Source organism: Streptomyces chrestomyceticus JCM 4735 (assembly GCF_003865135.1).
Lineage (GTDB): Bacteria > Actinomycetota > Actinomycetes > Streptomycetales > Streptomycetaceae > Streptomyces > Streptomyces chrestomyceticus.
In genome coordinates this window covers 2,972,442-2,987,849 of record NZ_BHZC01000001.1, presented here as the reverse complement: position 1 = coordinate 2,987,849, position 15,408 = coordinate 2,972,442, and the positions used below count along the sequence as shown (strand labels likewise).

Sequence of the window (15,408 nt, the reverse complement as noted above, 5' to 3'; positions counted from 1 at the left end):
AATGTCCACGGAATCGCGGAACCTGCACTTCCCCGGCTCACCCCACGCTCTCCCGCCACGCCCGGTGCAGCTCCGCGAAGCGGCCGCCGGCGGCTGTCAGTTCGGCGGGGGTGCCGTCCTCGACGATGCGGCCGGCGTCCATCACCAGGACCCGGTCGGCCGTCTCGACCGTGGACAGGCGGTGGGCGATGACCACCGCCGTCCGGCCGCGCAGGACCGTTTCCATGGCGCGCTGGACCGCGCGTTCGCCGGGGATGTCGAGGGAACTGGTCGCCTCGTCGAGGATCAGTACGCCCGGGTCGGCGAGCAGGGCGCGGGCGAAGGCGACGAGCTGGCGCTGCCCGGCGGAGATCCGGCCGCCGCGCTTGCGTACGTCGGTGTCGTACCCGTCGGGCAGGGCCGCGATGAAGTCGTGGGCGCCGATGGCCCGCGCGGCCTGTTCGACCTCCTCGCGGGTGGCGTCGGGGCGGCCGATGGCGATGTTCTCGGCGACCGTGCCGGAGAACAGGAACGCCTCCTGGGTGACCATGACCACCGCGCGGCGCAGGTCGGCGGTGGACAGGTCGCGCAGATCGACGCCGTCGACGCGGACGCTGCCGGTGCGGGGTTCTCCCGTGCCCGGACGGGGTGGCGAGCCGGGAGACGGGTCGTAGAACCGGGCCAGCAGCTTGGCGAGGGTGGACTTGCCGGCGCCGGTGGAGCCGACGACGGCGACCGTACGGCCCGCGGCGAGGGTGAGGTCGAAGCGCGGCAGCACCTCGCCGCCGGTGCGGTAGGCGAACCGTACGCCGTCGAAGGTGACCTCGCGGCCCGGCAGCGCGCCGGGCCGGTCCGGCAGCGGCAGCGGGGCGGCGGGCTCCGGGACGCTCGGGCGCTGGGCGAGCAGCCCGGCGATCTTCTCCAGCGAAGCGGCGGCGGACTGGTAGGAGTTGAGGAACATGCCGAGGCGGTCGATCGGGTCGTACAGGCGGCGGAGGTAGAGCACCGCGGCCGCCAGGACCCCAAGCGCCAGACCGCCCGAGGCCACCCGGTACGCGCCCCACAGGACCAGCGCGGCCACCGCGACGTTGGCCACCAGGCGCGAGGAGATGACGTACCGGGCCATCTCCAGTATGGCGTCGCCGTTGGTGCGCTCATGGCGGCCGTTCAGCCGGGCGAACGCCGCATCGTTGGGACGCTCGCGCCGGAACGCCTGCACCGGGCGGATGCCGTTGATCGTCTCCGCGAACTTCACGATGACGGCGGCCATCGCCGACGACTTCACGCTGTACACCCGCTGGGAACGGCGCTGGAAGGAGCGGACGAGCAGATAGAGCGGCCCGGCGGTCGCGACGGCGGCGGCTCCCAGGCCCCAGTCGAGGTAGAGCAGCGTCACCGTGATGTAGACCGTGGCCAGGACGATGGATATCAGCTCCTGGAGGCCCTCGTTCAGCAGCTCGCGCAGCGCCTCCACGTCGGTGGTCGCGCGGGAGATCAGCCGGCCCGAGGTGTAGCGCTCGTGGAAGTCCAGGCTCAGCGCCTGGCCGTGCCGGAAGATCCGGCCCCGCAGGTCGAGCAGGACGTCCTGGCTGATCCGCGCGGCGACCCGGACGAAGACGTACTGGAGGCCGCCGGCCGCCGACGCGCAGAGCAGGTAGGCCGCCGCCACGGCGATCAGCGGGCCGTGGTCGCCCGCCCGCAGGGCCGGGACGGCATGGTCGATGGCGAAGGCGACCAGCAGCGGGCCGGCCTGTACGGCGGCCTGCTGGAGCAGGAGGAGGACGGCCGCCGCCCAGGCGGTGCGGGTGTGCGGGCGCAGCAGCGAACCCAGCAGGCGGCGCGAGGCGCCCTTGGCGGTGGGCAGGAGGTCCTGGGCGAAGGCGTCGGGGGTGGTGGCGGGGGACGTGTCGCGGGATGTGTCCGGTGAGGCGTCGGGGGCGGGTTCTGGAGTGGCGGTGGAGGCGGCCGGGGGAGGGGACAGCCGGTGGGGTGTGCTGTCGCCGCCGTCCGGGGCGTCGTCCGTGGCCTTGCCCGTACCGGTGCTCGTGGTCATCGCACGCTCTCCCCTTCGTGCCGGGCGGTGCCCGCGCCGTCCGCCGTGCCGGACATCAGCGCCGCGTACTCGGCGTTCTCGCGCAGCAACTGGTGGTGGCTGCCGACGGCCGCTATCCGGCCGCCCGACAGCAGCGCCACCCGGTCGGCGAGCAGGACCGTGGACGGGCGGTGGGCGACGACCAGGGCGGTGGTGGTCGCCAGTACCTGCCGCAGCGCCGCTTCGACCAGCGCCTCCGTATGGACGTCCAGCGCGGACAGCGGATCGTCCAGGACCAGGAAGCGGGGCCGGCCGACCACCGCGCGGGCCAGCGCGAGCCGCTGCCGCTGGCCGCCGGACAGGCTCAGCCCCTGTTCGCCGACCTCGGTGTCCGGGCCGTCGGGGAGCGCGTCCACGAACCCGTCGGCCTGGGCGACGCGCAGCGCCCGCCGGAGGTCGTCGGGGCCGGTGCCTTCCCCGCCCATCAGGACGTTCTCCGCGACGGTCGCGGAGAACAGGGTCGGTTCCTCGAAGGCCACCGCGACCCGGGCGCGCAGTTCGTCGCGGGGCAGTGCCGTGATGTCCGTGCCGTCGAGGGTGATGCGGCCGCCGGTCGCGTCGTGCAGCCGGGGGACGAGCGCGGTGAGGGTGGTCTTGCCGCTGCCGGTCGCGCCGACCAGGGCCATCGTCTCGCCGGGGCGGATGTGCAGGTCGATGCCCCGGAGGACGGGCGGGGCGTCGGCGGGGGCGTCCGGGTAGCGGAAGGTGACGCCGTGGAAGGCGAGGCCGGTGGTTCCGGAACTGGTGGCTCCAGGGCCGGTGGTTCCGGAACTGGAGGCTCCGGGGCCGGTGACGGGCGTCTGCTCCGCCGCCTTCCGGGCGTCGTCCCGGTCCGCCACCGGCTCGTCCAGGACTTCGAAGTACCGGTCGGTGGCGGCCGCCGCGTCGTTGCTCATGGCGAGCAGGAAGCCGATCGACTCCACCGGCCACATCAGGGCCAGGGCCGTGGACAGGAACGCGACGAGGGTGCCGGCCGACAGGTCCCCGTCGGCCACCTGGACCGTACCGAGCACCAGCGCCGCACCGAGGGCCAGCTCCGGCAGCGCCATGATGCAGGCCCACAGGGCGGCCAGCAGCCGGGCCTTGCGCAGCTCGGTGGTGCGCAGCCGGGCCGTCAGCTCCCGGAACGCGCGGGCCTGGCTGCGGTGCCGCCCGAACCCCTTGACGATCCGGATGCCGAGGACCGACTCCTCGACGACCGTGGTCACGTCGCCGACCTGGTCCTGGGCCCGCCGCGCGGCCACCGCGTACTTCGCCTCGAAGACCGAGCACAGCACGATCAGCGGCACGATGGGCGCCAGCAGCACCAGCCCCAGCGACCACCGCTGCACCATCAGAATCACGCAGCCCACCAGGATCGTGGTGGCGTTGACGATCAGGAACGTCAGCGGGAAGGCCAGGAAGAGGCGCAGCAGTTGCAGATCCGTGGTGCCCCGGGAGAGCAACTGCCCGGAGGCCCAGCGGTCGTGGAAGGCGACCGGCAGCCGCTGCACGTGCCGGTACAGGCTGTCGCGCATCGTGGCCTCGACGTGCGCCAGCGGCCGCGCGACCAGCCAGCGCCGCAGCCCGAACAGGCCCGCCTCCGCGAGGCCGAGCAGGAGCAGGTACCCGCCGCCCAGCCAGACCCCGCCCGGGTCCCGGTCGGCGATCGGCCCGTCCACCAGCCATTTGAGGACCAGGGGGATGACCAGCCCGATGCAGGACGCGAGCACCGCCACGAACGCCGCCGTGAACAGCCGCGCCCGCACCGGCCGTACGAAGGGCCACAGCCGCAGCAGGGAGCGCACGGCGGAGCGGCGGGCCGGCGGGCGTGGCCGGTCGGCGGAGTCGGGCCCGGGGCCGGTCCTGACGGTGGGTTCGGGGCCGGGCCCGTCGGCGGGGTCGGGGTCGGTAGCGGGTCTGCCGGGCTGCTGCTGTCGTGTCACCTTCGCTGTATCGGCCATCGGTACCGAGAGTACGTCCCGCCACTGACAACGCTCACCGGGTTTTCGCCGTGCCCCGTGCGGCAGTTGGGAAAGCGGAGGGCTCAGCCCGCCGACGGAGCGGTCACTCCGCCACCACGCGCAACAGCAGCACCGACCGCTCGGGGACGGTGAGCCGGACGCCCGCGCGCAGCGTGGTCCCCGGCGGCCCGTCCTGGTCCTCCAGGGAGGTGTCGACGACCAGTTCGTACGCGTCGGCCCAGGGCGGCCCCGGCAGGGTGCAGACGGCCGGGCGGTGGCCGGTGTGCAGGACGGCGAGGAAACTGTCGTCGGTGACCGGGCGGCCTTCGGGGTCGCGCTGCGGAATGTCGGTTCCGGAGAGGTACATACCGAGGGTGGGGGTGGGCTCGTACCAGTCCCGTTCGGTCATCTCCGTGCCGCGCGGAGTGAACCAGGCCAGGTCGCGCAGGCCGTCCGGGCGCTGCGGGCGGCCGGAGAAGAACGCGCGGCGGCGCAGTACGGGATGGTCGCGGCGGAGCGCCATCAGCCGGGACACGAGGGTGGCCAGCGCCCGCCAGCCCGGATCGTCGAGGAGTGACCAGTCGACCCAACTGACCGCGTTGTCCTGGCAGTACGCGTTGTTGTTGCCGCCCTGCGTACGGCCCATCTCGTCACCGGCGACCAGCATCGGGACCCCGGTGGACAGCAGCAGGGTGGTGACCATGTTGCGTAGCTGGCGGCGGCGCAGCGCCTGTACGGCGGTGTCGTCGGTCTCGCCCTCCACGCCGCAGTTCCAGGAGCGGTTGCCGTCGGTGCCGTCCCGGTTGCCCTCGCCGTTGGCGGCGTTGTGCTTCTGCTCGTACGAGACCAGGTCGCGCAGGGTGAAGCCGTCGTGCGAGGTGATGAAGTTGACCGAGGCGTACGGGCGGCGGCCGCCCCACGCGTACAGGTCGCTCGACCCGGAGAGCCGGTAGCCGAGGTCGCGTACGTCGGGGTGCGCGCCGCGCCAGAAGTCGCGCACGGTGTCGCGGTAGCGGTCGTTCCACTCCGTCCACAACGGGGGGAACGCGCCGACCTGGTAGCCGCCGGAGCCCACGTCCCAGGGCTCGGCGATCAGCTTGACGCGGCGCAGCACCGGGTCCTGGGCGATCACCGCCAGGAACGGCGAGAGCATGTCCACGTCGTGCATGGAGCGGGCCAGCGCCGCCGCGAGGTCGAAGCGGAAGCCGTCCACGCCCATCTCGGTGACCCAGTAGCGCAGCGAATCCGTGATCAGGCGCAGCACGTTGGGCTGCACGACGTGCAGGGTGTTGCCGCAGCCCGTGTAGTCGGCGTAGCGGCGGCTGCCGTCCGCCAGCCGGTAGTAGCCGCGGTTGTCGATGCCCCGGAAGGACAGCGTCGGGCCCAGCTCGCTCGCCTCGGCGGTGTGGTTGTAGACCACGTCCAGGACGACCTCGATACCGGCGTCGTGCAGGGCCCGCACCATCCGCTTGAACTCGCCGACCTGCTGGCCGCGGGTCCCGGAGGCGGCGTACGCGGCGTGCGGCGCGAAGTAGCCGATCGAGTTGTAGCCCCAGTAGTTGCGCAGGCCGCGGCGGAGCAGGTGGTCCTCGTGGGCGAACTGGTGCACCGGCATCAGCTCGACGGCGGTCACGCCGAGGCGGGTGAGGTGGGAGATCGCGGCGGGGTGCGCGAGGCCCGCGTACGTGCCGCGCAGCTCCTCGGGTATGCCCGGGTGGAGCATGGTGAAACCGCGTACGTGCGTCTCGTACAGGACGGTGTCGGACCAGGGCGTCTTGGGCCGCCGGTCGTCCACCCACTCGTCGTCGCCGTCCTCCGGGGCCTCGTCGGCGACGACGACGCCCTTGGGGACGTACGGGGCCGAGTCGCGGTCGTCGCGCACGGTGTCGGCGACGTGCTGCTGCGGCCAGTCGCGTACGTGCCCGTACACCTGGGCAGGCAGCGTGAACTCGCCGTCCACGGCGCGCGCGTACGGGTCCAGGAGCAGTTTCGCGGGGTTCCAGCGGGCGCCGGTCCACGGGTCCCAGCGGCCGTGCACCCGGTAGCCGTAGCGCTGGCCGGGCCGCACACCGGGCAGGAAGCCGTGCCAGATCTCGTGCGTCAGCTCGGTGAGCGGGTGGCGGGTCTCGTGGTCCTCGTCGTCGAAGAGGCACACCTCGACGGACTCCGCGCCGCCCGCCCAGAGGGCGAAGTTGGTGCCCGCCACGCCGTCGGGGCCCGTACGGCAGCGGGCCCCGAGCGGCTGCGGGCTGCCGGGGCGTACCGGCACGGGGAGCGGAGCGACCCGGTCCGCCGCCTCCGCCGTCTCCGGCGCGGGGGCCGGTCGGGGTGGCCGGTCGGGGGACACGTGGACGCGGTGGCCGTTGACGGGCGCGGCGCCGGCCGCGGGCGCCGTGCCGTTCCCGGACGCCGTGCCGTCGCCGGGCTCCGTGTCGTTACCGGACTCCGCACCGTTTCCGGACTCCGTACCGTTCCCGGGCTTCGTGCCGCTTCCGGACTCCGTACCGTCCCGCTGCCCGTCCCGCAGGCCGTCCTCGCCCCGCACGTCCCGTACCGACTCCTGTTCGGGTGCGCTCGACACAGGCCAGCCTCCCGCGGCTCATGGCTCGGTCGGACGGGACCGCGCGGCGTCCCGGCCGCGCACCCGGCCCGTCCTCCCCTGTGTTCTTCCCGCAACGGGCCGCCGCCTCACGTTTCCTCGGCGGCGGGGGCCTCGTTGGTCTGTCCGTGACCTATCGCGGCGTGACATATCGGGACATGGAGTGGCGGATCCTCGTAGGGCGGGCTCCCGGACGGACGGCCTCCGTACCTTCCGTACCGGCCCCTTCCGTGCGGCGGACCCCGGAGGGGAACCGTCCGCCGCGGCCGCTCCACCGGGGCAGGGGGCCGTCCTCCATGACGGCCGCCACCGTCGCCGTCCTGACGGCCGCCGTGGCGCTGGCCGGCTGCGGGTTCCCCGATGCGGTGACCGGGGGCAAGCCGCGGTCCCCGAATGAGGCGATCAGGGTGTCCCCGGGGGACGGCACGAAGGACGTACGGGACACCGACCGCATCACCGTACGGGTGCCCGACGGGCGGCTGGAGCGGGTCGCCGTCAGCCGCATCGAGGACGACGGGAGTACGCCGGTGCCGGGCCGGATCACCCCGGACGGGCTGAGCTGGCGCCCGTCCGGGCCGGCCCGCCTCGCGCCCGCCGCCCGCTACACGGTCGACGCGGTGGCCATGGACGGGCACGGGCGCCGCACCGCCCGCCACACCACCTTCACCACCTTCGTGCCGCCGCACCGCCTCGTCGGCTTCTTCACGCCCGAGCACGGTGCCACGGTCGGCACCGGCATGATCGTCTCGCTGGAGTTCAACCGGCCGGTCGCCGACCGGGCGGCCGTCGAACGCGCCGTCTCGGTCACGGCCCGGCCCGCCACCGAGGTCGCCGCCCACTGGTTCGGCGCCCGCCGTCTGGACTTCCGGCCGCGCACCCGCTGGCGGCCCGGTACGCGGGTCTCGATGGACCTGCGGCTGCGTGGCGTACGGGCCGCCCCCGGGGTGCTCGGGACGCAGCGCAAGCAGGTCCGGTTCAGGATCGGCCGGGATCAGACCAGCCGGGTTGACGCGGCGGCGCACACGATGACGGTGTGGCGCGGCGGGCGGCGGCTGGCCACGCTCCCGGTGACGGCCGGCAGCCTCAGCAGCCCCACGTACAACGGCAGGATGGTGATCCTGGAGCGGCACCCGGTGACCCGCATGGACGGGGACACGGTGGGCTTCGGTGGCGAGTACGACATCCCGGACGTGCCGCACGCCCTGCGCCTGACCACCTCGGGAACGTTCCTGCACGGCAACTACTGGGCGCCGCCGCGTACCTTCGGCGGCACCAACACGAGCCACGGCTGCATCGGGCTGCGGGACACCCAGGGCGGCGGCCCGGACACCCCGGCCGGCTGGTTCTACGAACGGTCGCTGGTCGGTGACGTCGTGGAGGTCGTGAACTCCCGGGACCGGGTGGTCGCGCCGGACAACGGCCTCGGTGGCTGGAACATGCCGTGGCGGATGTGGCGGGCGGGCTCCGCGCTGCACTGAGAGGCCCCGCGGGACGAAGGCTTTTCCGGCCGACTTCGGGGCGAACCGGACCCCCTTCCGTACGATCCCGCCCCACGCATATCACTTGAAGCCGAACGGTGACATCGCCGGGTGAAGCCACTGTCAGTGGGGTGTGGTTATCTATCGGCTGAGCGTGCGTGGGTAGATATGCGCGTACGGGGGAGTGCGGGCCGGGCGAGGGAACAAAGGGGCCAGTCGTGAACGTGCAGCAGGGGCAGCCGGTGCCGGGGGCGCGGCGGACGGGGCCGTCGAGGAGTGGCGGGGTGCTCGCCCTGCTGCTGTCGGCGCTGCTGATACTCGTCACCGCCTGCGGCGGGAGCGAGGACAAGAAGGGCGGCGGGACCGATCCGGACAAGCAGCCCTCGCAGGCCAGCGTCACGATCACGCCGAAGGACGGCGCCAAGGACGTGGCCACCGACGGCGCCCTGAAGGTCAGCTCCTCGCGGGGCCGGCTGACCTCGGTCAAGGTCCAGGACGACAAGGGCAATCCGGTCGAGGGCAAGGTGACCGGCGGCTCGCTCTGGCAGCCCGTCGGCAAGCTGCGCGCCGCGACGACGTACAAGGTCGACGCGGTCGCCGTCGACGACCAGTTGCGCGAGTCCGCCCGGCACGCGACGTTCACCACCCTGGTCCCGGAGAACACCTTCGTCGGCCGGTACACCCCGGAGGACGGCCAGACCGTCGGCGTCGGCATGCCGGTCTCCATCAACTTCACCCGGGGGATAACCGACCCCGAGCGCGTCCAGCAGGGCATCAAGGTCACGGCCGAGCCGTCGGTGCCGATCGCGGGCCGCTGGTTCGGCAACGACCGCCTCGACTTCCGCCCCGAGAAGTACTGGAAGCCCGGCACGAAGGTCACGCTCGACATCGACCTCAAGGGCGTCGAGGGACGGCCGGGCGTCTACGGCACGCAGACCAAGCACATATCCTTCACCATCGGCCGCAGCCAGGTGAGCACGGTCGACGTGCGGGCGAAGGAGATGTCCGTCGTCCGCGACGGCAAGAAGATCAAGACGATCCCCGTCACCGCGGGCGGGCCGGGCACCGAGACGTACAACGGCCAGATGGTGATCAGCGAGAAGCACGAGGTCACCCGGATGAACGGGGAGACCGTCGGTTTCGGCGGCGAGTACGACATCGCGGACGTGCCGCACGCCATGCGGCTGAGCACGTCCGGCACCTTCATCCACGGCAACTACTGGTCCGGCCGGTCGACGTTCGGCTCCCGCAACGCCAGCCACGGCTGCATCGGCCTCTACGACCAGCGCGGCGGCGGGGACAGCTCCACCCCGGCCGCCTGGTTCTACGCCAACTCGCTGATCGGCGACGTGGTCACGGTCAAGAACTCCCACGACGAGACGATCGCGCCCGAGAACGGCTTCAACGTGTGGAACATGTCCTGGGAGAAGTGGCGGTCCGGCCGGTAGGCGCGGTCCGGCCGACAGAGGTGGTCCGGTCGGCGGCGGTCCGGCGCTGGGCGCGGCTCCGCCGCCGTCGGCGTCCGTACCGTTGACCGAAGGGCGCCGGTCCGCAGCGCGTTAACGCGGACTAACCTGCCCTCATGACTGTGAACTTCGAGGTCGCCGAGGGCGTCGGCACCATCCGCCTGGACCGCCCGCCGATGAACGCACTGGACGTCGCCACCCAGGACCGGCTGCGTGAGCTGGCCGAGGAGGCCACCCGCCGTGACGACGTGCGCGCCGTCGTCATCTGGGGCGGCGAGAAGGTGTTCGCGGCCGGCGCGGACATCAAGGAAATGCAGAACATGGACCACGCGGCCATGATCGGGCGCGCCAAGGCCCTGCAGGACTCCTTCACCGCCGTGGCGCGCATCCCCAAGCCGGTGGTCGCCGCCGTCACCGGGTACGCGCTCGGCGGCGGCTGCGAACTGGCGCTGTGCGCCGACTTCCGGATCGCCGCCGACAACGCCAAGCTGGGCCAGCCGGAGATCCTGCTCGGCCTGATCCCGGGGGCCGGCGGCACCCAGCGGCTGGCCCGGCTCATCGGCCCGTCCAAGGCCAAGGACCTGATCTTCACGGGCCGCCAGGTGCGGGCCGACGAAGCGCTCACGCTCGGGCTGGTCGACCGGGTCGTGCCCGCCGCCGAGGTGTACGAGCAGGCGCACGCCTGGGCGGCCCGGCTCGCGGCTGGTCCCGCCGTCGCGCTGCGGGCCGCCAAGGAGGCCGTCGACGCGGGTCTGGAGACCGACATCGACACCGGCCTGACGATCGAGCGCACCTGGTTCGCCGGACTCTTCGCCACCGAGGACCGGGAGATCGGTATGCGCAGCTTTGTCGAGGAAGGCCCGGGTAAGGCCAAGTTCCGGTGAATCGTGGCTGATTGGCGGGGCTGCTGAGGTGTGGCCGACAACCGATGCCTCGTGTGGGGGAATTGCAGTAAACGCCGGAACGCCCCGGAGGGGGTGCGTCCGCCGTGCACGTTCATCGGGTTGGCACATGAAGTCACCGCAGGTCAGCATGGATTCAGCCGGGTTTCCCCTGCCTTCGGCATATGCCAAGGCAGGGGTCCGGAACCGGGCGTTCCGGGCAGGGCATTCCATCGGTTCCGCCCCCGTGACCCCGCGGTAACAGCCATGATGGGGGGCATGGCGGGCCTCGAAGGAATGGAGCAGCCGCGGCCGCGGAGCGGCTCGGCCGCCGCACGCTGGGGACTTCCCGAAGGTCTTCCCGGTGCGGGCGCCCGGAGCGGCCCGTCCGGCGGCGAGCCCGCCGCCCGGGCGCTGGAACTGGTGGGTGACCCCACGCTGGACGAGGTACGCCTGCCCTCCCGCCCTGAATCGGCCTTCACCGCCCGTCGGCTGACCCACTCCGTCCTCTCCAAGCGGTGGAACGTCTCCCAGCAACTGACGGAGCACGCCGTCCTGTTGGTGTCGGAGCTGGTCGGCAACGCCGTCCGGCACACCGGCGCCCGCACCTTCGGGCTGCGGATGCTCCGCCGCCGCGGCTGGATCCGGATAGAGGTCCGCGACCCGTCCCGCGGTCTGCCCTGTCTGATGCCGGTCCACGAGATGGACATCAGCGGCCGCGGCCTCTTCCTCGTCGACAAGCTCTCCGACCGCTGGGGCGTGGACCTGCTGCCGCGTGGCAAGACGACCTGGTTCGAGATGCGGGTCATCGACCGCTGAGCGGCCGTGGTGGCGGGCGCTTCCGTTCGGGCCGTGAAACGCGACTGGGGCCCTCCCGCGCTGTACGCGGGCGAGGCCCCAGTGTCGACCGCCGGCGGGCGAAAGGGGTGTACCCGCGGGGTCTGGACGACCGTGGCCCGGGTCAATGGGGGGTCGCTGGAACCGACTATCGCAGGCCGGTCGCGACCTTGCCAAAGCGGCAATTGCGGACAAAAGGCATCGAAGGTTGATCAAACGATGCGCGATCAAAGGTGAGCTACGACACCAGCCTTGCATTCAGTGGTTAGGTAATCGATTCCCTCTATGGTTATGCGAAAACAAGCATGGTCTATGCAGGTAACCCGGCGGTGGCGAACGGCGGTCGGCAGCGGGACATCGGGGCCACGGTCCGTAGGATGGGCGGCCGTACACCGGCGCACCCCGGTGCGCGCCCGGCAGAGGGAGACGGAAGGAGGCCAGGGGCATGGAACGCGTACGCCGCTCGGCCGCCGCGACCCTGCTGCTCCTGCTCGCCGTCACCTTCGCGCCCCTGCTGTGCCGGGTGGGCGGCGTCCCGGCGGAGCCGGTCCAGACGGCCGCCGTGGCGCAGGCCGCCGTGCAGGCGGGCGACGGCACCGAGGCCGGACCGGTCGCGCACCAGGCCGTCGCCCAGGCGCCGAAGAAGTGCTCCGGCCAGCACGCCCCCAGCCAGAACGAGTCGGTCCCGGTCCCCACCCCGAACCGAGGTGAGCCGCTGGCACCGGCCGCCACCGCGCCCGCCCCGCTCGCCGCCGCGGCACCCGCCTGCTTCGCGCTGGCCCGCCCGCCCACCGGAACGGCCCCGGCCACCGACCACACCGCGCTCCTGCCCGTACTGCGGATTTAGGCCGCTGCCCGTCAGCCCGGCCCGACCTCCTTCTCACCCAGTACGTCTGGAGCATTCCCATGCCCACTTCCTCGTCATCCGCTTCACCCACCCGGAAGATCGCCGCCATCGGCGCCGTCGTCGCCCTGGTGGTGGCGCTCGTCGCCATCGGTATCGCCGTCGGCAAGGCCGTCGAGGGCGGCTCCGACAGCGGCACCGACGCTCCCCGCGCCGCCGCCTCCGTCTCTCCCCAGGAGGACGACGGCCAGCAGAAGCTGTACGACCAGCTCGCGCAGCAGACCAGCCGACGCGCGGAGGGCGACCCGCTCGCCGTCGGCAAGAAGGACGCCCCGGTCGTCCTCGTCGAGTACGCGGACTACCAGTGCTCGTTCTGCGGGCGCTTCACCCGGGAGACCCAGCCCGAACTGATCAAGAAGTTCGTGGACGACGGCACCCTGCGCATCGAGTTCCGCAACTTCACCATCTACGGCGCCGACTCCGAGCGGGCCGCCCGTGCCTCGTGGGCCGCGGGACAGCAGGGCAGGTTCTGGCAGATGCACGACGAGCTGTACGCCAAGACCAACAAGGGCAGCGCCCTGGCCGAGGACAAGCTCGTCGAGATGGCCCGCAAGAGCGGTGTGGCCGACCTCGACCGGTTCCGCAGCGACCTGAACGGCGCCGCCGCCGAGGCCGCCCTGAAGAAGGACCAGAACGAGGGCTACGGGATCGGCGTCCAGTCCACGCCGTCCTTCCTCGTCAACGGCCGGCCCATCGCGGGCGCCCAGCCCACCGCCGTCTTCGAGCAGACGGTCCGCCAGGCCGCCGAGCAGGCGAAGAAGGCCGGTAAGGCGGATAAGGACGGTAAGGCGGACGGCGCGGCCGGGGCCGAGGGCTCCGGCAAGGCGGAGGAGCCGGCGAAGTGACGGACATCGGCTACCTCGCCGCCTTCCTCGGCGGCGCCCTCGCCCTGCTCAGCCCGTGCAGCGCGCTGCTGCTGCCCGCCTTCTTCGCCTACTCGCTGTCCAACCCGGGCCGGCTGCTGGCCCGCACCGGCGTGTTCTACCTGGGCCTCGCCACCACCCTGGTCCCGCTCGGCGCGGCCAGCACGGCCGCCAGCCGGCTGTTCAACGGCCACCGTGACCTGCTCGTCGCCGTCGGCGGCTGGGTGGTGATCGCGATGGGCGTCGCCCAGATCTTCGGCCTGGGCTTCGCCTTCAAGCGGGCCCAGCAGGCCGCGGCCCGGATCACTCCGCGCTCGGCGGTGTCCACGTTCCTGCTGGGCTGCGTCTACGGCCTCGCGGGCTTCTGCGCCGGGCCGATCCTGGGCGCGGTGCTGACGGTCACGGCGGTCAGCGGCTCGCCGGTCTACGGCGCGTCCATGCTCGCCGTGTACGCGCTCGGCATGGCGCTGCCGCTGTTCGTGCTCGCCCTGCTCTGGGACCGGTTCTCGCTGGGCAGCCGGGGCTGGCTGCGCGGCCGGGAGTTCGGCGTCGGAAAGCTGCGGCTGCACACCACCTCACTGGTGTCCGGTCTGTTCTTCATCGGCATCGGCGTGCTGTTCCTCACCTTCAACGGCACCAGCGCCCTGCCCGGCATCCTGGACGCGGACGCGGAGGTGCGCGTCGAGGAGTGGGTCTCCCGGGTCGGCAACGCCGTACCGGATTACGTCCTCGTCGCCGTGGTGGCGCTCGTCGTCGCGGCCGTACTGGGGCGTATCGCCCTGCGCCCGGAGAAGAAGCGGCAGGACTGAGCGCCCCGGCACGCGGCACGTCCGCACGCCGGCCATGCCTCTCGCACATCGGTCACGCCGCCCCGTACGCCTGCCGGGCCGCCCGGCAGGCGTACGGACGGACGTCTCTAGGCGCTGCGGCGCAGGGAGTGGTCCTGCCGGTCCCAGTGGTACGGCTGGTGCGGGCCGGCGTCCGCGCGGCGGCGGCGGTCGTTGCACAGCAGGCACTTGCCGTACCCCGGGGGCAGCGGGTCGTCGGGGTCGCCGTACAGCGGATCGACCGCGCCGTGCGGATGTATGGCGCAGCCGGTCGGGCCGGTCAGTGTGCTCAGCGAGCTGGCGGCGGTCAGCGCCTGCCGCAGGACGTCGACGAGCTGGTCGGCGTCCCGCCGGGTGGGCGCCGCCTGGAGGGAGGAGGCGATGTCGGATGCGGTCGTCAGCGCGGTCTGGAGTTCGCGCAGGTCTGCGTAACCCATGCTCCGGAGCGTAGAGGCCGCCACTGACAGTTGATCTTCCGAGCGCGTTTCACGGCTTCGCATGCACCGTCCATGCCCGCCGCGGGCCACGATCGAGCACCTTGCGGGTGATCTTCCCCTGGCCGGACCATGACAGGCAGATGACGGGCCGCGCCGGAGCGCCGTGCGAGGGCCGGGACCGGCCCCCGCACCCGTGCCGTCCGGGCCGCTCAGGGGGCCGTCGGCAGCTCCCGCTTGTGGGCCGTGGCGTGGTAGCGGCGCACGATCGCCTCGTACGCCTGCTCGCCGACCGGCTTGCCCTCCAGGAAGTCGTCGATGTCGTCGTACGTGACGCCGAGGGCCTCCTCGTCCGGCTTGCCCGGGTCCAGCGTCTCCAGGTCGGCGGTCGGCACCTTGCGGACCAGCTCGGCCGGGGCGCCCAGCGCGTCGGCGACCGCCCGGACCCGGCGCTTGGTCAGACCGGTGAGCGGCACCACGTCCGCCGCGCCGTCGCCGTACTTGGTGAAGAAGCCGGAGACCGCCTCGGCCGCGTGGTCGGTGCCCACGACCAGGCCGTCCTGGGCGCCCGCGACCGCGTACTGCGCGATCATCCGCTGCCGGGCCTTGGTGTTGCCCTGGACGAAGTCCTGGTGCCGCTCGTCCCGGAAGGTGACCCCGCCGGCCAGCGCCGCCTCCAGCAGGGCGTCGCTCGCCGGGCGGATGTCGACGGTCAGCACCCGGTCGGGCTTGATGAAGTCCAGTGCGAGCTGTGCGTCGTGCTCGTCGGCCTGGACGCCGTACGGCAGCCGCATCGCGTAGAACGTCGCGTCGTGCCCCGCGTCACGGGCCCGCTCCACCGCCAGTTGGCACAGCCGGCCGGCCGTGGTGGAGTCCACGCCGCCGCTGATGCCCAGGACGAGCGCGCGCAGGCCCGTGGCCGTCAGCCGTTCCGTGAGGAAGGCCACGCGGCGTTCGATCTCCGCCTGGACGTCGAACGACGCGGACACCTGGAGATCCCGGGCGATCTCCTGCTGCTGGGACGTGGACGCCGGGTCGGTCACGGCTGCTCCTTCGGACGAGGGACCAGCGCGGTACGCAGGGTGCGTGGTGCTGGTACGGACAG

12 protein-coding genes are annotated in these 15,408 nt (G+C 72.7%); 7 read left to right on the top strand and 5 right to left on the bottom strand.

What is annotated here, in order from left to right; translation table 11 throughout:
- Positions 1–37: 37 nt before the first annotated feature.
- The 3 genes from EJG53_RS12270 to glgX all read right to left on the bottom strand — a co-directional run bounded on the left by EJG53_RS12270 (position 38) and on the right by glgX (position 6,361).
- Positions 38–2,032, bottom strand: coding sequence for an ABC transporter ATP-binding protein (locus tag EJG53_RS12270; protein ID WP_125044875.1), 1,995 nt, complete (start codon positions 2,030–2,032; stop codon positions 38–40).
- The gene (locus EJG53_RS12265; protein ID WP_125044874.1) at positions 2,029–4,014 is read right to left on the bottom strand and encodes an ABC transporter ATP-binding protein; all 1,986 of its coding nucleotides are present in this window, start codon (positions 4,012–4,014) and stop codon (positions 2,029–2,031) included. The genes EJG53_RS12270 and EJG53_RS12265 overlap by 4 nt, the downstream gene beginning before the upstream one ends.
- A 103-nt stretch (positions 4,015–4,117) precedes the next feature.
- The gene (glgX, locus tag EJG53_RS12260) at positions 4,118–6,361 is read right to left on the bottom strand and encodes a glycogen debranching protein GlgX (RefSeq protein WP_125049328.1); all 2,244 of its coding nucleotides are present in this window, start codon (positions 6,359–6,361) and stop codon (positions 4,118–4,120) included.
- A gap of 548 nt (positions 6,362–6,909) precedes the next feature.
- Here glgX and EJG53_RS12255 point away from each other — a divergent pair.
- The 7 genes from EJG53_RS12255 to EJG53_RS12225 all read left to right on the top strand — a co-directional run bounded on the left by EJG53_RS12255 (position 6,910) and on the right by EJG53_RS12225 (position 13,851).
- Positions 6,910–8,091 (top strand): L,D-transpeptidase, encoded by a 1,182-nt coding sequence (locus EJG53_RS12255; protein WP_125044873.1) that lies wholly within the window; start codon positions 6,910–6,912, stop codon positions 8,089–8,091.
- A gap of 224 nt (positions 8,092–8,315) precedes the next feature.
- A complete protein-coding gene (locus tag EJG53_RS12250; protein ID WP_244955613.1) occupies positions 8,316–9,539 on the top strand; it encodes a L,D-transpeptidase in 1,224 nt (407 codons plus the stop codon).
- A 134-nt stretch (positions 9,540–9,673) separates the two neighbouring features.
- Positions 9,674–10,441, top strand: coding sequence for an enoyl-CoA hydratase/isomerase family protein (locus EJG53_RS12245; protein ID WP_125044872.1), 768 nt, complete (start codon positions 9,674–9,676; stop codon positions 10,439–10,441).
- 264 nt (positions 10,442–10,705) lie between these two features.
- Entirely contained in the window at positions 10,706–11,257 is a 552-nt protein-coding gene (locus EJG53_RS12240; RefSeq protein WP_125044871.1) for an ATP-binding protein, read from the top strand.
- Between the two features lie 463 nt (positions 11,258–11,720).
- On the top strand, positions 11,721–12,122 hold the full coding sequence (locus EJG53_RS12235; RefSeq protein WP_125044870.1) for a hypothetical protein: 402 nt from the start codon (positions 11,721–11,723) through the stop codon (positions 12,120–12,122).
- Positions 12,123–12,181: 59 nt separating this feature from the next.
- Entirely contained in the window at positions 12,182–13,024 is an 843-nt protein-coding gene (locus tag EJG53_RS12230) for a DsbA family protein (RefSeq protein WP_125044869.1), read from the top strand.
- A complete protein-coding gene (locus EJG53_RS12225) occupies positions 13,021–13,851 on the top strand; it encodes a cytochrome c biogenesis CcdA family protein (RefSeq protein ID WP_125044868.1) in 831 nt (276 codons plus the stop codon). The genes EJG53_RS12230 and EJG53_RS12225 overlap by 4 nt, the downstream gene beginning before the upstream one ends.
- 107 nt (positions 13,852–13,958) lie before the next feature.
- Here EJG53_RS12225 and EJG53_RS12220 read toward each other — a convergent pair whose 3' ends face one another.
- Positions 13,959–14,306 carry a hypothetical protein gene (locus EJG53_RS12220; RefSeq protein ID WP_125044867.1) on the bottom strand — a complete coding sequence of 116 codons (348 nt, stop codon included), beginning with the start codon at positions 14,304–14,306 and terminating at the stop codon, positions 13,959–13,961.
- A gap of 209 nt (positions 14,307–14,515) precedes the next feature.
- Entirely contained in the window at positions 14,516–15,346 is an 831-nt protein-coding gene (nadE, locus tag EJG53_RS12215) for an ammonia-dependent NAD(+) synthetase (protein ID WP_125044866.1), read from the bottom strand.
- Positions 15,347–15,408 lie beyond the last annotated feature (62 nt).